At 70.8% G+C, this 23,262-nt stretch carries 22 protein-coding genes; 13 read left to right on the top strand and 9 right to left on the bottom strand.

Features of this window, described 5'->3' with window-relative positions:
- Positions 1–31: 31 nt before the first annotated feature.
- The 4 genes from ABZ910_RS28925 (at position 32) to ABZ910_RS28910 (ending at position 3,523) form a co-directional block, all read left to right on the top strand.
- Complete coding sequence (locus tag ABZ910_RS28925) at positions 32–928, top strand: trypsin-like peptidase domain-containing protein (RefSeq protein ID WP_361370410.1); 897 nt, start codon at positions 32–34, stop codon at positions 926–928.
- A gap of 70 nt (positions 929–998) precedes the next feature.
- Positions 999–1,208, top strand: coding sequence for a hypothetical protein (locus tag ABZ910_RS28920; RefSeq protein WP_361370407.1), 210 nt, complete (start codon positions 999–1,001; stop codon positions 1,206–1,208).
- A gap of 124 nt (positions 1,209–1,332) precedes the next feature.
- Positions 1,333–2,070, top strand: a complete 738-nt coding sequence (locus ABZ910_RS28915) for a response regulator transcription factor (RefSeq protein ID WP_361370404.1) — start codon at positions 1,333–1,335, stop codon at positions 2,068–2,070.
- Positions 2,071–2,074: 4 nt separating this feature from the next.
- A complete protein-coding gene (locus ABZ910_RS28910) occupies positions 2,075–3,523 on the top strand; it encodes a HAMP domain-containing sensor histidine kinase (protein WP_361370401.1) in 1,449 nt (482 codons plus the stop codon).
- A gap of 63 nt (positions 3,524–3,586) precedes the next feature.
- On the opposite strand, the gene ABZ910_RS28905 is transcribed toward ABZ910_RS28910, so the two are convergent.
- The gene (locus ABZ910_RS28905; protein ID WP_361370398.1) at positions 3,587–5,389 is read right to left on the bottom strand and encodes a bifunctional metallophosphatase/5'-nucleotidase; all 1,803 of its coding nucleotides are present in this window, start codon (positions 5,387–5,389) and stop codon (positions 3,587–3,589) included.
- Between the two features lie 132 nt (positions 5,390–5,521).
- On the opposite strand from ABZ910_RS28905, the gene mshD reads away from it, so the two are divergent.
- From mshD to ABZ910_RS28885, 4 genes are all read left to right on the top strand, one after another.
- On the top strand, positions 5,522–6,448 hold the full coding sequence (mshD, locus tag ABZ910_RS28900; RefSeq protein ID WP_361370395.1) for a mycothiol synthase: 927 nt from the start codon (positions 5,522–5,524) through the stop codon (positions 6,446–6,448).
- A 284-nt stretch (positions 6,449–6,732) separates the two neighbouring features.
- Positions 6,733–8,964, top strand: coding sequence for an RNA degradosome polyphosphate kinase (locus tag ABZ910_RS28895; RefSeq protein ID WP_361370392.1), 2,232 nt, complete (start codon positions 6,733–6,735; stop codon positions 8,962–8,964).
- Between the two features lie 118 nt (positions 8,965–9,082).
- A complete protein-coding gene (locus tag ABZ910_RS28890) occupies positions 9,083–10,138 on the top strand; it encodes a CHAD domain-containing protein (RefSeq protein WP_361370584.1) in 1,056 nt (351 codons plus the stop codon).
- Between the two features lie 28 nt (positions 10,139–10,166).
- Positions 10,167–10,589: an NUDIX hydrolase gene (locus ABZ910_RS28885; protein WP_361370388.1), complete on the top strand. Its 423-nt coding sequence runs from the start codon at positions 10,167–10,169 to the stop codon at positions 10,587–10,589.
- Between the two features lie 16 nt (positions 10,590–10,605).
- Here the strand turns inward: ABZ910_RS28885 and ABZ910_RS28880 are convergent, their stop codons facing one another.
- Positions 10,606–10,779 (bottom strand): hypothetical protein, encoded by a 174-nt coding sequence (locus ABZ910_RS28880; RefSeq protein WP_361370385.1) that lies wholly within the window; start codon positions 10,777–10,779, stop codon positions 10,606–10,608.
- 150 nt (positions 10,780–10,929) lie between these two features.
- Between ABZ910_RS28880 and ABZ910_RS28875 the strand changes: the two genes are divergently transcribed.
- Both ABZ910_RS28875 and ABZ910_RS28870 read left to right on the top strand, forming a co-directional pair.
- The gene (locus tag ABZ910_RS28875; RefSeq protein WP_361370382.1) at positions 10,930–11,784 is read left to right on the top strand and encodes a hypothetical protein; all 855 of its coding nucleotides are present in this window, start codon (positions 10,930–10,932) and stop codon (positions 11,782–11,784) included.
- Between the two features lie 165 nt (positions 11,785–11,949).
- Positions 11,950–12,123, top strand: coding sequence for a hypothetical protein (locus tag ABZ910_RS28870; RefSeq protein WP_361370379.1), 174 nt, complete (start codon positions 11,950–11,952; stop codon positions 12,121–12,123).
- Positions 12,124–12,126: 3 nt separating this feature from the next.
- On the opposite strand, the gene ABZ910_RS28865 is transcribed toward ABZ910_RS28870, so the two are convergent.
- Positions 12,127–12,492: a metal-sensitive transcriptional regulator gene (locus ABZ910_RS28865; protein ID WP_361370376.1), complete on the bottom strand. Its 366-nt coding sequence runs from the start codon at positions 12,490–12,492 to the stop codon at positions 12,127–12,129.
- Positions 12,493–12,680: 188 nt separating this feature from the next.
- Here ABZ910_RS28865 and ABZ910_RS28860 point away from each other — a divergent pair, with 188 nt between their 5' ends.
- Both ABZ910_RS28860 and ABZ910_RS28855 read left to right on the top strand, forming a co-directional pair.
- On the top strand, positions 12,681–13,301 hold the full coding sequence (locus ABZ910_RS28860; protein WP_026252685.1) for a DUF47 family protein: 621 nt from the start codon (positions 12,681–12,683) through the stop codon (positions 13,299–13,301).
- Positions 13,302–13,308: 7 nt separating this feature from the next.
- A complete protein-coding gene (locus ABZ910_RS28855; protein ID WP_361370373.1) occupies positions 13,309–14,307 on the top strand; it encodes an inorganic phosphate transporter in 999 nt (332 codons plus the stop codon).
- Positions 14,308–15,049: 742 nt separating this feature from the next.
- Here ABZ910_RS28855 and pstB read toward each other — a convergent pair.
- The 4 genes from pstB to pstS all read right to left on the bottom strand — a co-directional run bounded on the left by pstB (position 15,050) and on the right by pstS (position 19,189).
- Positions 15,050–15,826 carry a phosphate ABC transporter ATP-binding protein PstB gene (pstB, locus tag ABZ910_RS28850; protein WP_361370370.1) on the bottom strand — a complete coding sequence of 259 codons (777 nt, stop codon included), beginning with the start codon at positions 15,824–15,826 and terminating at the stop codon, positions 15,050–15,052.
- Between the two features lie 49 nt (positions 15,827–15,875).
- Entirely contained in the window at positions 15,876–16,937 is a 1,062-nt protein-coding gene (gene pstA, locus ABZ910_RS28845) for a phosphate ABC transporter permease PstA (protein ID WP_361370367.1), read from the bottom strand.
- Entirely contained in the window at positions 16,934–17,935 is a 1,002-nt protein-coding gene (pstC, locus tag ABZ910_RS28840) for a phosphate ABC transporter permease subunit PstC (RefSeq protein WP_361370364.1), read from the bottom strand. Before pstC ends, pstA begins: the two co-directional genes overlap by 4 nt.
- A 141-nt stretch (positions 17,936–18,076) precedes the next feature.
- The gene (gene pstS, locus ABZ910_RS28835) at positions 18,077–19,189 is read right to left on the bottom strand and encodes a phosphate ABC transporter substrate-binding protein PstS (RefSeq protein ID WP_361370361.1); all 1,113 of its coding nucleotides are present in this window, start codon (positions 19,187–19,189) and stop codon (positions 18,077–18,079) included.
- Between the two features lie 373 nt (positions 19,190–19,562).
- Between pstS and ABZ910_RS28830 the strand changes: the two genes are divergently transcribed.
- Complete coding sequence (locus tag ABZ910_RS28830; RefSeq protein ID WP_361370358.1) at positions 19,563–21,149, top strand: FAD-dependent oxidoreductase; 1,587 nt, start codon at positions 19,563–19,565, stop codon at positions 21,147–21,149.
- A 40-nt stretch (positions 21,150–21,189) separates the two neighbouring features.
- Here ABZ910_RS28830 and ABZ910_RS28825 read toward each other — a convergent pair whose 3' ends face one another.
- Both ABZ910_RS28825 and ABZ910_RS28820 read right to left on the bottom strand, forming a co-directional pair.
- Positions 21,190–21,903 (bottom strand): phosphatase PAP2 family protein, encoded by a 714-nt coding sequence (locus ABZ910_RS28825; RefSeq protein WP_361370355.1) that lies wholly within the window; start codon positions 21,901–21,903, stop codon positions 21,190–21,192.
- Between the two features lie 222 nt (positions 21,904–22,125).
- A complete protein-coding gene (locus tag ABZ910_RS28820; RefSeq protein WP_361370352.1) occupies positions 22,126–23,127 on the bottom strand; it encodes a bifunctional lytic transglycosylase/C40 family peptidase in 1,002 nt (333 codons plus the stop codon).
- Positions 23,128–23,262: the final 135 nt, after the last annotated feature.

Genomic DNA, 23,262 nt, shown 5'->3' with positions numbered 1-23,262 from the left:
AGCTTTCATGGTCACGGGAAATGCTCTTTCCATGACCGAGCCGAAGAAGCAGCACCCGCGGGGCACCCTCGCCCTGCTGGGCGCCGTGGCCCTCGCCGCGGCGGCCGTGGGCGGCGGCACGGCGTACGTCTTCCAGGAACTGGCCGGAGGCGACGCCGTCTCCACCGCAAGCACCGGCGCGCACGTCGTGCCCGCCGCCAAGAAGGGCGATGTCCGCGCGATCGCCGCCGCGGTCGCCCCCAGCGTGGTCGAGATCGACGCCACACTCGGCAACGGCTCGTCCACCGGCTCCGGCGTGATCGTCGGCGACGGGGGCGAGGTCGTCACCAACAACCACGTCGTCGCCGGCGCCTCGTCGATCAAGGTGGGGACGAGCGGCGGCAAGCAGTACGAGGCCGAGGTCGTCGGCACCGACAGCGCCAAGGACCTCGCCCTGATCAGGCTTCGGGGCGCCTCGGGCCTGCATGCCGCGCAGTTCGGCGACTCCGACGGGGTGCGGGTCGGTGACGCGGTCGTGGCGATCGGCTCCCCCGAGGGGCTGACCGGCACCGTCACCAGCGGCATCGTCTCCGCGCTGCACCGCGACGTGACCGTCCCGACCGACCAGGGCCAAGGCCAGGGTCAGGGCCAGGGCAGCGACGGGCGGTGGCCGTTCCGGTTCGACGGGCGGCAGTTCAACGGGGACCCGGGCTCGTCGACCACGACCTACCAGGCGATCCAGACCGATGCCGCGCTCAACCCCGGCAACTCCGGGGGCGCGCTGATCGACGCCAACGGCGCCGTCATCGGCATCAACTCCGCGATGTACTCGACCCGCTCCCGCTCCCCGTCGGCCTCCTCGGCGGGCAGCATCGGGCTCGGCTTCGCGATCCCCAGCAACACCGTCACCTCCGACCTGGCCCGGCTGCGGTCGGGCTCCACCGACTGACACCGGAAAGTGCAGAACGTACGAAAGATCCAAGGCGGTGCGCAACGCACCGAAAGCAAGGGAGTACGCCGTGATCAAGAAGGTGTCGCACATCGTGCCCGACCGTCACCCGGCCGGTTTCACCCTGGCCCTGGAGGTGGCGTACGAACTCAACGCCCCGGCCCCGCCGTCACGGCCCGTCGAGGTGGCCGCGCCCCAGCTGATGGGACTGCGGATGCCGGCCGCTCGCCCGCACCGCCACAAGGTGCCCCTCCGGCGCCTGACCGCGGTGAGCTGCTGACCCCGGACTCCCGCGGTCCAGTGATCGACCGCGCGCCCCGGGATCGGACGAAAGCCCGTAACCGCCGGAAACGTGCGAGGCTGATTGACGGCCCACCCCCGTCCACACCGAGGAACCGCGAGTGATGAGTCCCGCCGATGGCGACCGTGACCCCCGGCGCATCCTGATCGTCGACGACGAGCCGGCCGTGCGCGAAGCACTCCAGCGCAGCCTGGCCTTCGAGGGGTACGACACCGAGGTGGCGGTCGACGGAGCGGACGCCCTGGAGAAGGCGACCGTGTACCGGCCCGACCTGGTCGTCCTGGACATCCAGATGCCCCGTATGGACGGCATGACGGCCGCCCGCCGCATCCGCGGCGGGGGTGACACGACGCCGATACTGATGCTGACGGCCCGCGACACGGTCGGCGACCGCGTGACCGGGCTGGACGCAGGGGCCGACGACTACCTGGTCAAGCCGTTCGAGCTGGACGAGCTGTTCGCCCGTATCCGCGCACTGCTGCGGCGCAACGCGTACGTGGCCGCGGGCGTCGGCGGGACCACCGCGGAGAACGACGCCCTCATCTTCGCCGACCTGCGCATGGACCTCGCGACACGGGAGGTCACACGCGGCGACCGGCGGGTGGAGCTGACCCGCACCGAGTTCACGCTGCTGGAGATGTTCCTGACCCATCCGCGCCAGGTGCTCACCCGCGAGCAGATCCTGAAGTCGGTGTGGGGCTTCGACTTCGAGCCGTCGTCCAACTCGCTGGACGTCTACGTCATGTACCTGCGCCGCAAGACGGAGGCCGACGGCGAGCCGCGGCTCGTGCACACCGTCCGCGGCGTCGGCTACGTGCTGCGGCCGGGCGGGGCGGAGTGAGCCGGTGAGGAAGGTCGTACGCCGGTTCCGGTCACTGCCGATCCGGTCGCGGCTGTCGCTGCTGGTGGCGGCGGCGGTGGCGTTCGCGGTGGCGGCGGTCTCCGTGACCTGCTGGTTCATCGTGCGCGGCAAGCTCTACGCCGAGGTCGACAGCCGGCTGGCCAGCTTCGGCAGGGTCACCGCGGCCGACGCGACCGAGCTCGCCGCGCGCTGCACGCAGACGCCGGACGACGCCACGAACGACATGCAGCGCTCGTTCTTCTACGTGCAGCTGGTCACCGCGCAGGGCCAGTCCTGTGTGGCCCCCCGCTCCGAGGGCGCGCTGAAGGTCACGGGCACCGACAGGAGCGTCGCCGACCACCCCAACCTGGGGCTGCGCACCTTCCACTACACCACCGACGCCGAGGGCAACGACGTCCGGGTGATGACGGTCTCCGTCCCGGTGGCCCCCGGCCCGGACGCCCAGCCCTATCCGGACGTGGCCTTCATGATCGGCCTGTCCCTCCGCGACACCGAGAACACCCTCGACGACCTGGCCCTCATCCTCCTGCTCGTCTCGGGGATAGGGGTCTTCGGCGCCGGAGCCGCGGGCCTGGCGGTCGCGCGCGCCGGTCTGCGGCCCGTGGACAAGCTCACGGAGGCGGTGGAACACGTCGCGCGCACGGAGGACCTGGGCATCCGCATCCCGGTCGAGGACGACAGCGAGGACGAGGTCGCCCGTCTGTCCCGCTCCTTCAACTCCATGACCTCGGCCCTGGCCAGCTCCCGCGAACTGCAACAGCAGCTCATCGCGGACGCGGGGCACGAGCTCCGTACGCCCCTCACATCGCTGCGGACCAACATCGAACTCCTCACCCGCAGCGAGGAGACGGGCCGCCCGATCCCGGCCGCGGACCGCAGGGCGCTGCTGGCCTCGGTGACGGCGCAGATGACGGAACTGTCCTCGCTGATCGGCGACTTGCAGGAGCTGTCGCGCTCGGCGGGTCAGCGCGGCGAGCGTGTCCAGGTGGTCCCCTTGCAGGACACCGTCGAGGCCGCCCTGCGCCGCGCCCGCCTGCGCGGACCGGAGCTGACGATCACGGCGGACCTGGAGCCGTGGTACGTCCGGGCGGAGCCACAGGCGCTGGAGCGGGCGGTCGTCAACATCCTCGACAACGCGGTCAAGTTCAGCCCCGAGGGCGGCACGATCGACGTGGCCCTGAAGAAGGGCGTCCTCACGGTCCGCGACCACGGCCCCGGCATCCCGCCGGAGGAACTCCCGCACGTCTTCGACCGCTTCTGGCGCTCCCCGTCGGCCCGGGCGCTGGCCGGCTCGGGCCTGGGCCTGTCGATCGTGGCCCGCACGGTGGAGCAGGCGGGCGGCGAGGTGACGCTGACCCCCGCGCTGGGCGGCGGCACGAGCGCGGCGGTCCGCCTGCCCGGGGCCCCGACGGTCCCGCCCGAGACACCGTGAGACCGAAAGACCGAAGGGCGGCCGGACATCCGGCCGCCCTCCCTGCTGCACGACGGATGACCTCTACTGCACGACCGTGATCCGGTCCGCCGCGGGCGGGGCGAGCGGGCTGCCGGCCGAGGAGTTGGCCGTCAGGTACTGCGCCAGTGCGGCCAGGTCGTCCGTGCCGACCAGATCGCCCGTGCCCTGGCCCAGCGTGGGGAAGCCGTCCCCGCCGCCCGCGAGGAAGCTGTTCGTGGCGACCCGGTAGGTGGCGGCCGGGTCGATCGGGGCGCCGTTCAGCCGGATCGAGTCGGTCACCACCCGGTCCGCCCCGGCCTTGGTCAGGTCCAGGGTGTACGTCAGTCCGGCCGACGGCTGAAGGATCTTCGGCGCGGCCGCGTTCGCCCCGCTCACCTGCTCCTTCAGCACCTGGATCAGCTGGACCCCCGTGAAGTCCTGCAGGTTCACGGTGTTGGCGAAGGGCTGCACGGTGAAGCCCTCGGCGTAGGTCACGACGCCGTCGCCCTCGCCGCCCTTCGCCGCGTAGGTCAGCCCGGCGCGCACACCGCCCGGGTTCATCAGCGCGAGGTCGGTCCCCGGGTCGAGCTCCTTGCCGTACGCCAGCTGCGCGTCGGCGATCAGGTCGCCCATCGGGGACTCGTTGCCCGTGTTGCCGATGTCGGCGGAGATGTAGCCGATGGGACGGTTGCCGATCGGCGCGGCGAGCGTGTTCCAGCGGTCGATCAGCTGCGTCATGTCGGGCGCCTTGGGGACGTCCCGGGTGACGACGTGGTTCGCGGACCGCACCGCCGTACGCGCGATGTCGCCGGTCCGGCGGTCGTACGTGAGCGTCGTGTCCGTGTAGAGGCGGCCGAAGGACGCGGCCGAGGTGACCATGCGGGGCCGGCCGGCGGGGTCGTCGACCGTGCAGACGTACGCGGTGTGCGTGTGGCCCGTCACCAGGGCGTCCACCGCCGGCGTCACGTGCTCGGCGATGTCGACGATCGGGCCGGAGATGCCGCTGCCCGCGCCCGGGGAGTCGCAGTCGTAGTTGTACGACGAGGAGGCCGGGAAGCCGCCCTCGTGGATCAGCGCCACGATCGACTGCACGCCCTGGCGCTGGAGCACCTTGGCGTACTTGTCGATCGTCTCGACCTCGTCCTTGAACTTGAGCCCCTTCACACCGTCCGCGGAGACGATGTCGGGGGTGCCCTCCAGGGTGACGCCGATGAAGCCGATCTTGACGTCCTTCTTCTTCCAGACCCAGTACGGCTTCAGGATCGGCGTGCCGGTCTTCTCGTCCAGGACGTTCGCCGCGAGGTAGGGGAAGTCCGCCCCCGCGAAGCCCTCGTCGGTGTAGCAGCCGTCGGTGGGGTGGCAGCCGCCGTTCTGCAGCCGCGCCAGTTCCTTAGCGCCCTCGTCGAACTCGTGGTTGCCGACGGAGGTGACGTCCAGGTGCAGCTTGTTCAGCGCCTCGATGGTCGGCTCGTCATGGAACAGGCCCGAGATCAGCGGCGAGGCGCCGACCATGTCGCCGCCGGCCGCGGTGATGGAGTACGGGTGGCCCGCGCGGGCCTGGCGCAGATGCGTGGCCAGGTACTCCACACCGCCCGCGTCGACCGACTTCGTCGTGCCGTCCGGCTGGAGTTCGGTGACCCGGCCGGAGGAGCCGGACGGGGGTTCGAGATTGCCGTGCAGGTCGTTGAAGGACAGGAGCTGGACGTCCTGGTAGCGGCTGGAGCGCCCGTCTGAGCTCTGCTCGGCGTGCGCCTGCGCGGGCAGGGCGGCGGCCAGGGCGCCGGCGGTGGCGAGCCCGGCGATCGCCGAGACGAGCGCGTACGTACGGCGTCTGGTGCGGTGGCGCGGATGAGCTGCGGTCGGCATGTGCCCCCCTGTGGGTCGACTGTGGCGAGTAGGCCCGGTGCGGTGCGCAGCCTATGGTCAACGCGCGTAGCGCGACAGGGGGTTCGGGGGCACGTCCTGGTTTCCCTCCGCCGCCCCCGTACCCTCATACGCATGACCAGCGACGACACCGGACGGTCCTTCTCCTCCCGATCCATCGAGACCTACTCCGCGCTCTCCCCGGACCAGGCCGACGCCGTGCTCGAACTGCTCACGGACGCCGCCCGGACCGACGGGCAGCAGCCGGTGTCCGAGCAGGGGCGCCTGCAGTTGCGCGGGAGCGCGCGGGAGGGCGTCTCGCATCTGCTGCTGACCGTGGGCGACGAACTCGTCGGCTACGCCCAGCTCGAGGACACCGACCCGGTGGAGGCGCCGGCCGCCGAGCTGGTCATCCACCCCGCGCACCGCGGGCACGGGCACGGCCGGGCGCTGGGCGCGTCCCTGCTCGCCGCGTCCGGCAAGCGACTGCGGGTGTGGGCGCACGGCGGGCACCCCGCCGCCCGGCATCTCGCCCAGGTCCTGGGGCTGACCATGTTCCGTGAACTGCGCCAGATGCGGCGGCCGTTGACCGACCCGGAGCTGCCCGACCCGGTGCTGCCCCAGGGCGTCACCGTGCGCGCCTTCGTACCGGGGCAGGACGACGCGGCCTGGCTCGCCGTGAACGCCGCCTCCTTCGCCCACCACCCCGAGCAGGGCTCCCTCACCCAGCGCGACCTCGACGACCGCAAGGCCGAGGCGTGGTTCGACCCGGCGGGCTTCTTCCTCGCCGAGCGGGAGGGGCAACTCCTCGGCTTCCACTGGACCAAGGTGCACGCCGAGGAGGGCCTCGGCGAGGTGTACGTCCTCGGCGTCGCCCCGGGCGCGCAGGGCAGCGGACTCGGCCGGGCGCTGACGCTGATCGGCCTGCGCCACCTCGCCGCACAGGGCGTGCCGACGGCGATGCTGTACGTCGACGCCGACAACAAGGCGGCCGTGTCGGTCTACGAGCGGCTGGGATTCCAGACCCACGAGACGGACCTGATGTACCGCGCGGAGACCTGATCCCCCTCCGTGCCTCCAGCGGCCGCGGCGGCCGGACCGTACGAGATCGTCACGTTCTCCATACGTTCCCACCAGCGCCGATGCCCGGGAGCCGCCCCTCGCTATCCCGCACGTCATGTCTCCGTAACCGTTGATTCAGACGACCTTGCGACGCTCGGGCAATGAAGCCCGCCGCGTCAGAGCCTTCAGCGCTGCCCGAGGGGCCCGCGGGAAACGGGGCCGTCACGCTGCCACCGGCACGTTCCGACGCGCCCGTGTGGCAGATGGCGCGGAACAATGGACTCATGAGCCAGCCAGACACCCAGGCCGAGGTCCAGCAGCAGCAGCCCTCCGTGGGCTCCATAGCCGCGCACCGCCCGCGCACGGTGGCCGCCACCGTGTCCGACCTCGAGCCCGACATCGACGCCGACCTGGACGCGTACGAAGAGGCGCAGGCCGAGGGGGGCCGGCTGCCGCAGGGTCGATTCCTCGACCGGGAGCGCAGCTGGCTCGCGTTCAACGAGCGGGTCCTCGAACTCGCCGAGGACCCGAACACCCCCCTCCTCGAGCGAGCCAACTTCCTGGCGATCTTCGCCAGCAACCTGGACGAGTTCTTCATGGTCCGGGTGGCCGGTCTGAAACGCCGTATCGCGACCGGCGTCGCAACCCGGTCGGCCTCCGGTCTCCAGCCCCGCGAGGTGCTGGAGATGATCTGGGCCCGCTCCCGCGAGCTCATGGCCCGGCACGCCGCCTGCTTCCAGGAGGACGTCGCCCCCGCCCTCGCGGAGGAGGGCATCAACCTGGTCCGCTGGAACGAGCTGACCGAGAAGGAGCAGGCACGCCTGTTCACGCTGTTCCGGCAGCAGATCTTCCCGGTGCTCACCCCGCTGGCCGTGGACCCCGCGCACCCCTTCCCGTACATCTCCGGCCTGTCCCTGAACCTGGCCGTCGTCGTACGCAACCCGGTCAGCGGCCACAAGCACTTCGCCCGCGTGAAGGTGCCGCCGCTGCTGTCCCGCTTCCTGGAGGCCGCGCCCGGCCGGTACGTCCCGCTGGAGGACGTCATCGCCGCGCACCTGGAGGAGCTGTTCCCGGGCATGGAGGTGCTGGAGCACCACGCCTTCCGGCTGACCAGGAACGAGGACCTGGAGGTCGAGGAGGACGACGCCGAGAACCTGCTCCAGGCCCTGGAGAAGGAGCTCATGCGGCGCCGCTTCGGGCCCCCGGTGCGCCTGGAGGTCGAGGAGTCCATCGACCGCGAGGTCCTCGACCTGCTGGTGCGCGAGCTGAAGATCAGCGAGGCCGAGGTGTACCCGCTGCCGGGCCCCCTGGACCTCACCGGCCTCTTCCGCATCGCCTCCATCGACCGGCCCGAGCTGAAGTACCCGAAGTTCGTCGCCGGCACCAACCGCGACCTCGCCGAGGTCGAGTCGGCATCGGCGCCGGACATCTTCGCGGCCCTGCGCACCCGGGACGTGCTGCTGCACCACCCGTACGACTCCTTCTCCACGTCCGTGCAGGCGTTCCTGGAGCAGGCGGCCGCCGACCCGGACGTGCTGGCGATCAAGCAGACCCTGTACCGGACCTCGGAGACCTCGCCGATAGTCGACGCGCTCATCGAGGCCGCCGAGTCCGGCAAGCAGGTCCTCGTCCTGGTCGAGATCAAGGCCCGCTTCGACGAGCACGCCAACATCAAGTGGGCGCGCAAGCTGGAGGAGGCCGGCTGCCATGTCGTCTACGGCCTCGTCGGTCTGAAGACCCACTGCAAGCTGTCCCTGGTGGTGCGTCAGGAGGGCGACACGCTCCGCCGCTACAGCCACGTCGGCACCGGCAACTACCACCCGAAGACGGCCCGCCTCTACGAGGACCTCGGCCTGCTGACCGCGGACCCGCAGGTCGGCGCGGACCTCTCCGACCTGTTCAACCGGCTCTCCGGCTACTCGCGCCGCGAGACCTACCGCCGGCTGCTGGTCGCCCCCAAGTCCCTGCGCGACGGCCTGATCTCACGGATCGACAAGGAGGTCCAGCACCACCGCGCGGGCCGTCCGGCCTTCATCCGCATCAAGGTCAACTCGATGGTGGACGAGGCGGTCATCGACGCGTGCTACCGCGCGTCCCAGGCGGGCGTCCCGGTCGACATCTGGGTGCGCGGCATCTGCGCGGTGCGGCCGGGCGTCGCGGGCCTCTCGGAGAACATCCGCGTCCGCTCCATCCTCGGCCGCTTCCTCGAACACTCCCGGGTCTTCGCCTTCGGCAACGGCGGCGAGCCCGAGGTGTGGATCGGCAGCGCCGACATGATGCACCGCAACCTCGACCGCCGTATCGAGGCCCTGGTGCGGGTCACCGACCCGGCCCACCGGGCGACCCTGAACCGGCTGCTCGAGACCGGCATGTCCGACTCCACCTCCTCCTGGCACCTGGGCCCGGACGGCGAGTGGACCCGGCATGCCGCCGACGCGGACGGACAGCCCCTGCGCAACATCCAGGAGACGCTCATAGACGCCCGGAGGCGCCGGCGTGGCACAGCAACACCTTGACCCTGCGGACGACCCCGCGGCCGGGGCGCCCCGCGAGCTCACGGCTTCGCCCGGACCGGGCCCGAAGCCGGGACGCGAGCAGCACGGCGCCCCCCTCGGGGAAGCCCTCGGGGAGGCCTTGGCGAGTTATCTGCGCGCCCAGGCCACGGAGTTCCTCCGCGCGCTGCGCCTGCACCGGGAGACCGGCGGCGGCTCCCCCGCCCGCGCTGACACGCGCGGGGGAGCGGCGAGCGGCGCGGAGGGGGCCGTCGACGCGGTGCGCGCCCTGCGCCGCTCAGCCCGCCGCATCAGCGGCAGCCTGCACACCTTCCGCCCGCTCCTCGACCCGGCCTGGTCGGAGGAGATGCGTCCCGAACTGGCCTGGCTCTCGGGCACGTTGGGCCTGGAGCACGCGTGCGAGGCCCGGCTGCGGCGCCTGCTGCTGGCCCTGCAGCGGCTGTCGGGTTCGGGATCGACGGTGTTTCCGGCGCCGTCGGTGAACTCCACCGCCGTCGCCGGTGCGGCGCGCTCCGCCGACTCCGGCCCCCCGGTCCAGGCCGGCCCGGAGCGCGGCAACCTCACCGTGGGCGCGGCGAAGGCGGGCGCCCTGCTCGAACGCCAGCTGACCCTCGCCCGGACCCGGGCCCACTCCACCGCCCTGCAGGCGCTCGGCTCGGCCCGCTTCCACGCCGTCGCCGACCGGGTCGCCGTCCTGGCCAGCGAGGTGCCGCTCACCCCCGCCGCCGCCACCACCGACCTGCGCCCCCTGGCCGCGGCCGCCGAGGAACGGCTCACGAACGCCATCGCCACGCTGCCCCTGCTCACCGCCGGCCACCCCTACAACGCGGAGGCCCTGATCCACGGCCTGTCCCCGGACCCGTCCCCGCACCCGCAGGACGGCCCCTGGCACCAGGTCCGCCTTCTCCTGCGCCTGCACCGGTACGCCCGCGAGGTCCTCCACGGCGACGCCGACCGCGTCGACGTACGTCTGCTGGCGGCCGGCCAGGCGCTGAACCGGCACCGCGACGCCTCGGAGGCGGCGGCGGCCGCGGCGCAGGCGGCCCGCACCCCGCGGATCGCCCCGGCGACGGCATACGCGCTCGGCGTGCTCCACGCCGACCAGCGGCTCGAAGTGGAGGCGGCGCGGTTCGCCTTCCAGCAGTCATGGCTGAAGCAGCCGGTCAGCGCGCCCTGACCGGCCGACCGACGGAGGGTGAAACGGGTTGACCGGCACGAATGACACCACCGTCCAGGCGGCCGGCTGCGTCCTGTGGCGCCGCTCCCCGGTCGACGGCGAACTGGAGCTCTGCCTCGTCCACCGGCCGAAGTACGACGACTGGTCCCACCCCAAGGGCAAGCTGAAGCGCGACGAGGCCCCGCTGGCCGGCGCCCTGCGCGAAGTGGCCGAGGAGACCGGCTACGCCGCCGCCCCCGGCCCCGAGCTGCCCACGCTCCACTACGTGGCCAACGACCGCCCCAAACAGGTGCGTTACTGGGCGGCCGAGGCCGTCTCGGGCCGCTTCGCCCCGAACAGTGAAGTGGACCGCATCCTGTGGCTCTCCCCCGCCGCGGCCCGCACCCGCCTGACCCAGCCGCGCGACCGGGACCTCGTCGACGACCTGGTGCACAGGCTCGAACACGCGTAGCGGCGGGAGGCCCTCCTCAGGCCGCCGTCGCGTGGACCTCCGCGTCCGTACGAGCCTGGCTGCGGGCCCGGCGGGCCGGTCCGCGCCAGCCGCAGGTGCAGCGGGCCACACAGAAGCGGCCCTGCTCATGAGTCGTCGTGTGGTGTTCCTGCCCCTGCCGGGCCTCTTCCGACCCGTCCTGCTGCGTCACGGGGACAACGGTACCGAGCCCGTGAGCCGTGCGGTCGTACGGCCTTCACCGGACCGTGGAAGCGCGTGACGGTGCGCCCCTACCCGTCGTTAACCGGAACGACGACACGGGGGCCCGTGACGGGCCGGACCGGCTGGGGGTAGGAAGGCGATGGATCGGCGGCAGCACAGGCGCGCGGGTGCGACGGTCGTCGCGGTGGGCATGACGGTGGGACTGGGTGTGTGTGCCACGGGGTGCGTCGGCAGCGGCGCCGCCGCCGAGGACGCGCGCGGCCAGGCCGACCCGGTCGGCGTCCTGCACCGCGCCGCCGACGTGCTGCGCGACGCGGGCAGTTCCCGGGCCGGTACGTCGATGGAGATGGCCACCGGCGGCACCCGGGTCACCATCCGCGGCAAGGGCGTCTACGACTACCGCCGGCAGCTCGGGCAGCTCACGGTGGTCCTGCCCGAGGACCCGGCCGGGACGACGGAGCACCGCCCGATCACCGAGCTGCTCGCCCCCGGCGCCCTGTTCATGAAGAACCGTGGCGCGGGCGTGCCCGCCGACAAATGGGTCCGGGTGGAGACCGCGACCCTCACCGACGGCAACCTGGTGACGGGCGGTGCGACGGACCCGTACGCCGCGGCCGAACTGCTGCGCGGCGCGCGCACGGCGACGTACGTGGGGCGGACCGAGGTCGGTGGCACCGCGGTGCGGCACTATCGCGGCACCGCCGATCTGGCGGCGGCGGCCAGAAGCGCGTCCATCGGCAACCGGGCGGCGCTGAAGTCGGCGGCGAAGGGGTTCGCCACGGCCCGGGTGCCGTTCGACGCCTACCTCGACGACCAGGGGCGCATCCGCAAGCTCCGGCAGCGGTTCAGCTTCGTCAACGGCACGCGCAAGGCCACGGTGGACGTCGCCTCGACGACGCTGCTGTACGGCTTCGGCGCCCCCGTGCACGTGACGCTTCCGCGCCCGGAGGACATCTACGCGGGCCGGATCGCGGAGAACGAGCCGGACAGCTGAGCAGGCGCGCCGAGTCGGACAACCAGGGCAGACCCGGACCCGCCCGGCCGGTCATCGCCCGGCGAACTAGCCCGCTAACCTTCTGGCGAACTAGCCCGTCCGTGCCATGCGCGGCGCGTAGAGCGCTGCCTACTCTAGGAAGTCGCTGACGGCAGAGAAGAGGTGATGCACGTGGCTCCGGTCGGCGGTACGGCAGTACAGGACCACGTGGCCCTCGCCGAGATCGAGCTGTGCGGGGAGCTGATCATCGCGGCCTCCGCCGCCCGCGGGGAACGGCTCAGCCTGGAGAGCATCGACGAGGTGCTGAGGGTGACCGAGGAGCGGGACGCCTCCCGCTGACGCTCAGGTGCGCAGCAACCGCCCGATCGCCTTCGTGGCCTCCTCGACCTTCGCGTCGATCTCGCCGCCCCCCTTGACGGCTGCGTCCGCGACGCAGTGCCGCAGGTGCTCCTCCAGGAGCTGCAGCGCGAAGGACTGCAGGGCCTTCGTGGAGGCGGACACCTGCGTGAGTATGTCGATGCAGTAGACGTCCTCGTCGACCATGCGCTGCAGGCCGCGGATCTGCCCCTCGATCCGGCGCAGCCGCTTGAGGTGCTCGTCCTTCTGCTTGTGGTAGCCGTGCGTGGTGCCCTCGTGGGCCGTCTTGTCGGCGCTCTCGTGGTCCGCGCGCTCGGAGGGCGCCGTGGCGCCGGCCTCGGTGGTCGTCATCGCGTCCTCCAGACATATACCCCTGCCGGGTATATCGTAACGAACTTCGCTGGGTAGGGAGTCCTTGGAACGCCCCCGTGCTGATCACTGTCCCCGATGGGCGACACTGGATGGCGGCCCATTAGCCGTGGCCGGATGATGCGCCTAGCATCGGCCTGACCGAAACCGAAGCACCCCGAGGACCCCACGTGCGCTTTCGTCTGACCCCCAGGGAGACGAGCTTCTACGACATGTTCGCCGCATCCGCGGACAACATCGTCACGGGCTCGAAGCTCCTGATGGAACTGCTCGGGGCGGACGCCTCCGCCCGGGCCGAGATCGCAGAGCGCATGCGGGCCGCGGAACACGCAGGTGACGACGCCACGCACGCGATCTTCCACCAGCTGAACTCCTCGTTCATCACCCCGTTCGACCGCGAGGACATCTACTCCCTCGCGTCGTCCCTCGACGACATCATGGACTTCATGGAGGAGGCCGTCGACCTGGTCGTCCTCTACAACGTCGAGGAGCTGCCGAAGGGCGTCGAGCAGCAGATCGAGGTCCTGGCGCGGGCGGCCGAGCTGACGGCCGAGGCCATGCCGCACCTGCGGACCATGGACAACCTCACCGAGTACTGGATCGAGGTGAACCGTCTGGAGAACCAGGCGGACCAGATCCACCGCAAGCTGCTGGCGCACCTCTTCAACGGCAAGTACGACGCCATCGAGGTCCTCAAGCTCAAGCAGATCGTGGATGTCCTCGAGGAGGCGGCGGACGCCTTCGAGCACGTGGCGAACACGGTGGAGACCATCGCCGTCAAGGAGTCCTGAGGCGTCCATGGACACCTTCGCTCTCGTCGTGACCATCCTGGTCGCGCTCTTCTTCACGTATACGAACGGCTTCCACGACTCGGCGAACGCCATCGCGACGTCGGTGTCCACGCGGGCGCTGACGCCCCGGGCGGCGCTGGCGATGGCCGCGGTCATGAACCTCGCCGGCGCCTTCCTCGGCTCGGGCGTCGCCAAGACCGTCAGCGAGGGCCTGATCGAGACGCCCGAGGGGGCGCGGGGGATGGGCATCCTCTTCGCCGCCCTGGTCGGCGCGATCGCCTGGAACCTGGTCACCTGGTACTTCGGCCTCCCGTCCTCCTCCTCCCACGCGCTGTTCGGCGGCATGGTGGGAGCGGCGCTCGCGGGCGGTACGACGGTGATCTGGAGCGGCGTCGTCGACAAGATCATCATCCCGATGTTCCTGTCGCCGGTGGTCGGTCTGATCGGCGGCTACCTGGTGATGACGGCGATCCTGTGGCTGTTCCGGCGGGCCAACCCGCACAAGGCCAAGCGCGGCTTCCGGATAGCGCAGACGGTGTCGGCTGCCGCGATGGCACTCGGGCACGGTCTGCAGGACGCCCAGAAGACCATGGGTGTCGTGGTGATGGCCCTGGTCATCTCCGGCACGGAGAGCTACGGCGACCCGATCCCGGTCTGGGTGAAGATCGTCTGCGCGCTGATGCTGTCCCTGGGCACGTACGCGGGCGGCTGGCGCATCATGCGCACGCTGGGCCGCAAGATCATCGAGCTGGACCCGCCGCAGGGCTTCGCGGCGGAGACGACCGGCGCGGCGATCATGTTCACGACGGCGTTCCTCTTCAAGGCGCCGATCTCCACGACCCACGTGATCACCTCGGCCATCATGGGCGTCGGCGCGACGAAGCGCGTGAACGCGGTGCGGTGGGGTGTCGCCAAGAACATCGTCCTCGGCTGGTTCATCACGATGCCGGCGGCCGCGCTGGTAGCGGCGGGCGTCTTCTGGGTCGTCAGCCTGGCGTTCCTGTAACACCAGGCCGAGAGGGCTCTGCCCCCGGGCCTATGCCCACCCACCACCCGACTCGGCAGGCTGAAACCCGACAGCGCCACCCGGCAGTCGACGCGCACATTTCAGCCACCTGAGCTGTCCCCGCCGGGGCTGCCGGGAGGGAGAGAAGAAGAAGCCCCCGCGCCCGGGGGCAGGGGGCGGAACCCCGAGGCAGGAGTGGAGGGGACGAAGTCCTCACCAGGGCCGACGGCAGAACCTCAAGGCAGGGGTGCAGGGACGCAGTCCCCGCCGGGGACCGGGGCGGAGCCCCGGGAATGGGGCACAGCAGTCAAGTCCCCACCCGAAGCCCGACGGCCCCGAGCCAGCAGCCCGGGGCCCGAAGCCCCCACCAGGACCCGACGGCAGAACCCCAGGCAGGGGTGCAGGGGACGCAGTCCCCGCCCCGGGGCTGGGCACAGGAGACCAAGTCCCCACCCGGAGCCCAAGGGCAGGAGCCCAGGGCCCGAAGCCCACCAGGACCCGACGGCAGAACCCCAGGCAGGGGTGCAGGGGACGCAGTCCCCGCCGGGGACCGGGGCGGAGCCCCGGGGCTGGGGGACCTTCTGTCCTACCGAGACGGGCGGGCGGGTGGGCGAGGACCCCGCCCCCGGCGGAGCCGAACCGCACGACACACAGGCCCGCCCCTGGCATCCAGGGGCGGGCCTTCTTGCGTCCTCACGGTGGCACCGCCATGCAGCACCGCGAGGGGTATGGAGGTGTCGGCTCAGCCGAAGCGCCCGGAGATGTAGTCCTCCGTGGCCTGTACGGACGGGTTGGAGAAGATCCGCTCCGTCTCGTCGATCTCGACGAGCTTGCCGGGCTGGCCGACCCCGGCCAGGTTGAAGAACGCCGTACGGTCGGAGACGCGCGCCGCCTGCTGCATGTTGTGCGTCACGATGACGATCGTGAAGCGCTCCTTCAGCTCGCCGATCAGGTCCTCGATGGCGAGGGTGGAGATCGGGTCGAGGGCGGAGCAGGGCTCGTCCATCAGCAGCACGTTCGGCTCGACCGCGATCGCACGGGCGATGCACAGACGCTGCTGCTGACCACCGGACAGACCCGCGCCGGGCTTGTTCAGGCGGTCCTTCACCTCGTTCCAGAGGTTCGCGCCCTTGAGCGACCGCTCGACGATGTCCTTGAGCTCGCTCTTCTTGTAGTTGCCGTTCAGGCGCAGACCCGCCGCCACGTTGTCGAAGATCGACATCGTCGGGAAGGGGTTCGGCCGCTGGAACACCATGCCGACCTCGCGCCGCACCGCCACCGGGTCGATCCCGGAGCCGTACAGGTCCTCGTCGTCGAGCATCACCTTGCCCTCGACGCGACCGCCGGGCGTGACCTCGTGCATGCGGTTCAGCGTGCGCAGGAACGTCGACTTGCCGCAGCCGGAGGGCCCGATGAACGCCGTCACCGAGCGCGGCTCGACCGTCATCGAGATGTCGTCGATCGCCTTGTGGGAGCCGTAGTAGGCGGAGAGTCCGCTTACGTCGATTCGCTTGGCCATGTCTCTACTTCACTTCCAGAAATTCAAGCTCGGTCGCTGTGTGGCCGCGTCAGCGACCGGTCTTCGGGGCCTTCCAGCGGGCGATGCCGCGAGCCACCAGGTTGAGGATCATCACGAAGGCGATCAGCGTGAGCGACGCCGCCCACGCGCGGTCGTACGCCGCGTTGGCACCCGCGCTCTGCGCGTACTGCTGGTAGATGTACAGCGGCAGCGACGACTGCGCCCCGTCGAACGGGTTGGCGTTGATGAACGAGTTGCCGAACACCAGCAGCAGCACCGGCGCGGTCTCGCCCGCGATACGGGCGATGGCCAGCATGATGCCGGTGGTGATGCCGCCGATGGAGGTCGGCAGGACCACCTTCAGGATCGTCCGCCACTTGGGCACACCCAGCGCCAGCGACGCCTCGCGCAGCTCGTTCGGAACGAGCTTGAGCATCTCCTCCGTGGAGCGCACGACCACCGGCATCATCAGGATGGCCAGGGCCAGCGAGCCGGCGAAGCCGAACGGCTGCAGCTTGAGGATCAGCATCAGGCTGAGGATGAACAGACCCGCGACGATCGACGGGATACCGGTCATCACGTCCACGAAGAACGTGACGGCCTTGGCGAGCTTGCCCCGGCCGTACTCCACCAGGTAGATCGCGGTGAGGATGCCGATCGGCGCCCCGATCACGGTGGCGAGGCCGACCTGCTCCAGGCTGCCGAGGATGGCGTGGTAGATGCCGCCGCCCGGCTCGGAGTCGGCGACGACTCCCATGGAGTGGGTCAGGAAGTAGGGGTCGAGGACCTTCACGCCGCGCGCGACGGTCACCCAGATCAGGGAGACCAGCGGGATCACGGCGAGCAGGAAGGCCACCCAGACGAGGGAGGTGACGACGCGGTCCTTGGCCTGACGGCGGCCCTCGACGACGGCACCGATGCCGTACGTGAAGAGGACGAAGAGGAGCGCGGCGATCAGGCCCCACTGGACCTTGCTGTCGAGGTGGACTCCCTTGCCGATGCCGACCGCGGCGGCGATCGCACCGGCGGCGATGAACCAGGAGGAGAACTTCGGCAGGCGGGCGCCGCGCAGCGTGCCGGCGCGCTTGTCGGTGACGGCTGCGGTGCTCATGCGTTGGCCCCCGAGTACTCCTTGCGGCGGGCGATGATCGCGCGGGCCGCGCCGTTGACCAGCAGGGTGATGACGAAGAGGACCAGACCGGAGGCGATCAGTGCGTCGCGGCCCTGGTCGGTGGCCTCACCGAACTTGCTGGCGATGTTCTGGGCGAAGGTGCCGCCGCCCGGGTTGAGCAGGCTGGCCTGGATGTCGTAGCTCGGGGAGAGCACGGTGGCGACGGCCATCGTCTCGCCGAGCGCACGGCCGAGGCCGAGCATCGACGCGGAGATCACGCCGGAGCGGCCGAAGGGCAGCACCGACATGCGGACGACCTCCCAGCGGGTGGCGCCGAGGGCCAGCGCGGCCTCCTCGTGCATCCGCGGGACCTGGCGGAAGACCTCACGGCTCACGTTGGTGATGATCGGCAGGATCATGATCGCGAGCAGGATGCCGACGGTCAGCATGGCGCGCGGGGCGCCGCCGTCCCAGGAGAAGACGCCGGTCCAGCCGAGGTAGGTGTTCAGCCAGCCGTAGAGGCCCTGCATGTGCGGGACGAGGATCAGGGCGCCCCACAGGCCGTACACGATGGACGGCACGGCGGCGAGCAGGTCGATCACGTAGGCGACCGGACCGCTCAGCTTGCGCGGGGCGTAGTGCGTGAGGAACAGCGCGATCGCGACGGCGACCGGGACCGCGAGGGCCATGGCGATGATCGAGGAGACGACCGTGCCGAAGGCCAGCACCGCGATACCGAAGACCGGCGGCGTGAGGTTGGTGTTCCACTCGAAGGTGGTCAGGAAGTTGCCGTGGTCCTGCTGGATCGCGAGGGAGGCGCGGTAGGCGAGGAAGACCGCGATCGCGGCCATGATCACCAGCAGCAGGATGCCCGAGCCGCGGGACAGCCCCAGGAAGATGCGGTCACCGGGGCGGGTCGCGCCACGGGCCGCGCGCTTCTGCTCGGTCGGCTGGGGGGTGGGGGGTGGTGCGTCGGTTGTCTGCGTCTTCATGTCCATCGGGTTCTCCGGTCTGCTGAGCCACGGGGTGGGCGGCTCGGTGGAGTCCTACGCCCGTCAGGGGGCGTACGGCTCCGGGCGGCGGTGCACCGGACGATGCGGCCCGGCCCGTGGCCGGGACCGGGCCGCACTCGGATCAGGTCAGCTCAGGCCGGCGATGTTGGTGCGGACCTTGGCGATGATCTCGGCCGGGATCGGCGCGTAGTCGTTCTCCGACAGGACCTTCTGGCCGTCCTCGCTCGCGATGTAGTTGAGGAAGGCCTTGGTGGCCGGCAGGGTGTCCGGCTTGTTGCCCTTGTCGCAGGCGATCTCGTACGTGACCAGGGTGATCGGGTAGGCGCCCTCGGCCTTGGTCTTGTAGTCGAGGTCCAGCGACAGGTCCTTGCCGGTGCCGACGACCTTCGCGGCGGCGATGTCGGCGGTGGCGCTCTCGACGGACGGCTTGACCGGGGTCTTGGCGCCCGTGTTGATGGCGACGGTGCTCATGTCCTTGGCGTAGGACAGCTCGAAGTAGCCGATGGCGCCCTTGTTCTGCTTGACGCCCTGGGCCACACCGGCGGAGCCGGAGGCCGCCTGGCCGCCCTTGGCCTGCCAGGCCTTGCCGCCGGAGTACTTCCAGTCGGCCGTGGCCTTCAGGTACTTGGTGAAGTTGTCCGTGGTGCCGGAGTCCTCGGAGCGGTGGAACGCCTGGATCTTGAGGTTGGGCAGCTTCGCCGACGGGTTCAGCTTCTTGATCGCCGGGTCGTTCCAGTTGGTGATCTTGCTGTCGAAGATCTTGGCGAGGGTCGGCGCGTCCAGGACCAGGTTGTCGACACCCGGGACGTTGTAGCCGACGGCGATCGGGCCGCCGACCATGGGCAGGTCGATGCCCTGGCCGCCCTTGCAGATCTTCTTGGAGGCGGCGACCTCTTCCGGCTTCAGCGCGGAGTCGGAGCCGGCGAAGGCGACCTGGCCCTGGTTGAACGCGGTCACGCCCGCACCCGAGCCGCCGCCCTTGTAGTTGATCTGCACGCCACAGGCCTGCGAGAACTGCTTCACCCAGGCGTCGATGGCGTTCTTCTGCGCGGACGAGCCGTCGGCGAGCAGCTGGCCCTTGGCGTTGTCGCACTTGACCGAGCTGGCCTTGGCGGCCGTCGAGCCGCCGGCCGACTTGCCCGTGTCATCCGTGCCGCACGCCGTCAGGGCCAGGGCGCCGGAGACGGCGACAGCACCGAGGGAAAGGGCGCGCAGCCGGTTCTTGCGCTGAAGCATCACTTTCGGAGTTCCTTCCAGGAGCCGCCACCTTCGGCGGCGTGCGGAGTCGTCTTGGTGCACGTATGCGTTTGGGGCCGCACACCGCACCGGGTAAGGCCGAAATTAGGCAGATGAGGTGAAGCCGCCGAAGGCCGTAAATGAACGGGGAGTGAACCCCTGCCATCGGCCCGGTGAGGTCACGGAATGCTCACGGTGAGAGCACGCGGAGGTTCCGACGACGGGCGTGTCCGTACACGCAACCGCCCCTGTCCGTACATGCATGCGACGCCCGTGGAACCCGCAGGTGTGCGACGGCCGTGGAACCCCGACCCCCAGGGCGTCGTCTCGTTCCACGAGGCCGACGAAAGCACGACGGGCGACGAAAGGCACGCACATGGAACGGCGTTCGTTCATCTCGGGCGGCGCGGCCGCCCTGACGGCAACCGTGCTGACGGCCTGCGAGGCAGGCCCGGACAAGAGGCCGGCCGCCCGCTCAGGGGCAAGCCTGTCCGGCAGCACACCGCACACGGCCGCGCACTCCCGCACCCCGCTGAAGACGACCGCCGCCACGGCGGCCGCCAACTGGTCAGCCCTGGCACGGGACTTGGACGGCACACTGGTCCGCCCCGGCGACGCGGCCTGGAAGACGGCCCGCCTCCTCTACAACACCCGCTTCGACGGACTGAAGCCCGCAGCGGTGGCCTATGTCTCCCACGCGGACGACATCCGTACGACGCTGGCGTACGCCCACGCCCACGGCATCCGCGTGGCGATACGCAACGGCGGCCATTCGTACGCGGGTTGGTCCTCCGGGGACGGCCGCCTCATCGTCGACGTCTCCAAGCTGAACCGGATCAGGGTCCGCGGCGGCCAGGCGGTGGTCGGCGCGGGCGCCAAGCTGATCGACGTCTACCGGGCGCTGGCCGCGAAGGGCGCGACGATACCGGCCGGCTCCTGCCCCACCGTCGGCATCTCCGGCCTGGTCCTCGGCGGCGGCCACGGAGTGGTCTCCCGCGCCTACGGCCTGACCTGCGACAGCCTCACCCAGGCCACCCTGGTCACGGCGGACGGCACCTCCCTGACCGCGAACGCGACGACCCACCAGGACCTCTTCTGGGCGCTGCGCGGCGCGGGCAACGGCAACTTCGGCGTCGTCACGGAACTCCACTTCCGCACCCACCCCGCGCCCCAGGCCGTGACCGCCTACCTCACCTGGCCGTGGGCGAAGGCCGCCGCGGTGGTGAAGGCCTGGCAGGAGTGGGGGCCCGCGCAGCCGGACGAGATCTGGTCGTCCCTGCACCTGGCGAACGCGGCGGGCGGCACACCCACGGTTTCGGTCTCCGCGTTCTCCCTGGGCACGTACGGCGAACTCCAGAACGCGGTGGACCACTTGGCGCACATGATCGGCGCGAACGCGGCGAGCGTGTCACTGCACCGCCGGGGCTACGAGGAGGCGATGGAGATATACGCCGGCTGCTCGTCCTTCTCGACGTCCGCCCAGTGCCACCTCCCCGGCGCCACACCCGGCCGCTCCACCCGGGGCGCCCTGGGCCGCGAGACGTACACGGCCCGCTCGGACTTCTTCGACCACTCCCTCTCGGCCGCCGGCATCCAGACACTGCTGCGGCAGATCAGCTCCGTCCAGGGCGGCGCGGGCAGCATCGCCCTCACGGCCCTGGGCGGCGCGATCAACCGCGTCTCCCCCACGGCGACGGCCTTCGTCCACCGCCGCTCGCGCATGCTGGCGCAGTACCTGGCGTCCTGGCGGGCAGGCATGTCGGGCTCGGCGGCCCAGTCCTGGCTGACGCGTTCCCACACCGCGATGAAGCCGTACGCCTCCGGTGCGGCGTACCAGAACTACACGGACCCGACGCTGACCGACTGGCGCTCGGCGTACTTCGGAGAGGCGGCGACGCGCCTGAAGCAGGTGAAGACGCAGTACGACCCGGAACGCTTCTTCACGTACCCGCAGGGGTTATAGCCCGCCGCCGCGCGGCTGCGGGCACCAGGCCTCGACAGACCTACGCGGCAAGATCCCGCTCCTCGGCCGCCGCAGGCGTCCGCGCCCCCGGAACCAGCGCCTCCCCCGCCGACGACCTCCGCCGGATCAGCCACGCGCCCCACGACGACCGCCCCACCGCCTTCGTCACCGGCGTCAGCAGCGCCATGGCGCCCGGAGCCAGCAGCAGCACCACGGCCGTACCGAGCGCGAACCCACCGACGACGTCCGTCGGATAGTGCACGCCCATGTACACGCGGCAGAACCCTTCGAGCAGCGCCAGCCCGATCCCGGCGATCCCGAACTTCCGGTTGGCGATGAACAACCCGACCCCCAGGGCCATGGTGATCGTCGCGTGATCGCTCACAAACGAGTAGTCGGTCTTGCCGGAGACAAGAACGTCGAGCCCCTGGTGGTCACGAAAGGGCCGCGGCCGCTCGACGAAACCCCGTATGGGCACGTTGACGAGTACGGCGACGGCGGCGGCCAGCGGCGCCCACACGAGCGCGGCGACGGACGACGCGGCCTGGTCCCCGCTGTCGGAGCCGCTGCCGGCGCTCCGCCGCACGGACCACCAGCACCACAGCACCAGCAGCACGAGGGCGAGCACGAGCCCGTACTCACCGACGAACTCCATGATCCGGTCGAACCAGTGCGGCGCTTCCTTGGCGAGTCCATTGATGTCGTAGAGCAGTTCGACGTCGGGGTTCGATCCGGATTCGGCGAGTACAGCCATCGTGCTGCGGCCCCTTCGTCGTTGTTCCGGACGCACCTCACGTGCGTCACTGCTGCTTACCCCCGTGGCGTAGATCCGCTTCGACCGAGTGGTCGTCAGCTCGCCTACGTCAACAGGAACGCACGCTCCCCATCAATACGTTCCACACTCAACCGAACGATCACGCAGACGTTATCGAAGAGAGACCCATCGCCCCAGCTCAGGGCCGGGTTCACCGGCGATTCAGACCGATGTGGGCAGCGCTTTCGCGCCATCTTCGGTGACCCGGGTGGCCCCGAAGTAGTCGGGGGTGTCGATCGGGTCGAACCGGATCACGGCACCCGTCCTGGGCGCGTCGATCATGTACCCGCCGCCCACGTAGATCCCCACGTGCCGGATGGCACGGGAGTCGGTGAGGTCGTCCGAGAAGAACACGAGGTCGCCGGGCAGCAGCTCGCTGCGCGACGGGTGCGGCCCGGCGTTGTACTGGTCGTTGGCGACCCGGGGAAGCGTGACCCCCACATTCCGGTACGCGGCCTGCGTCAGCCCCGAGCAGTCGAAGCGTCCGCCCTGGTCAGCCGTGCCGGTACCGCCCCACAGGTAGGGCGTGCCGAGCTTGTGCTGGGCGTACGAGATGGCGGCGGCCGCCTGCCGGCTGGGGTCGACCCGGGTGACGGGAGCGGCGAAGCTCTTCGCCAGGGTGCGGATCGTCTTGACGTAGTTCCGGGTCTCGCTGATGGACGGAACCCCGCCCGCCCTTATGACGCGGTACGCGCCCGCGTTGTAGGCGGCAAGCATGTTGTCGGAGGTGTCGCCGGGCACGTCCTTGACGTACTTCGCGAGCTCACAGTCGTACGAAGCGGCCGATGGAATCGCGTCATTCGGATCCCAGATGTCGCGCCGGCCGTCGCCGTTGCCGTCGATACCGTGCGTCGCCCAGGTGCCGGGGATGAACTGGGCGATGCCGCGCGCGTCGGCCGGGCTGACGACCGTCGGGTCCCAGCCGCTCTCCTGGTACAACTGGGCGGCGAGCAGCGCGGGGTTGAGGGCGGAGCACAGGTTGCCCCACCTCTGCACGAGCGTCTTGTACGCCGCGGGCACGGCGCCCTTGGCCAGCCCGACCGTGCCGCCGCCGAGGCCGCCCGCCAGATTCCCGGCGACGAGGTACACCCCGACGACGAGCAGCATGACAAAGCTCAGCCCGAGCCCGACCGCGGCTCCGCCGACCACCCAAACTTTCCGCACGGCTCAACTCTCCCCCATGTCGGCCCTGTTCAAGGCCATTTCGACGGAGAGTGGCGCCATTTCACTGGACAATCACCCCATGATCGCCTGACACGGCATCAAACAAGTCGGACCCCCGCATACAACCAGAAGCGC

Origin of the sequence: Streptomyces sp. NPDC046805 (assembly GCF_040645355.1) — a bacterium.
Taxonomy (GTDB): domain Bacteria; phylum Actinomycetota; class Actinomycetes; order Streptomycetales; family Streptomycetaceae; genus Streptomyces.
The sequence above is the reverse complement of the archived record's forward strand: the minus strand, read 5'-3'. Positions and strand labels throughout refer to the sequence as shown.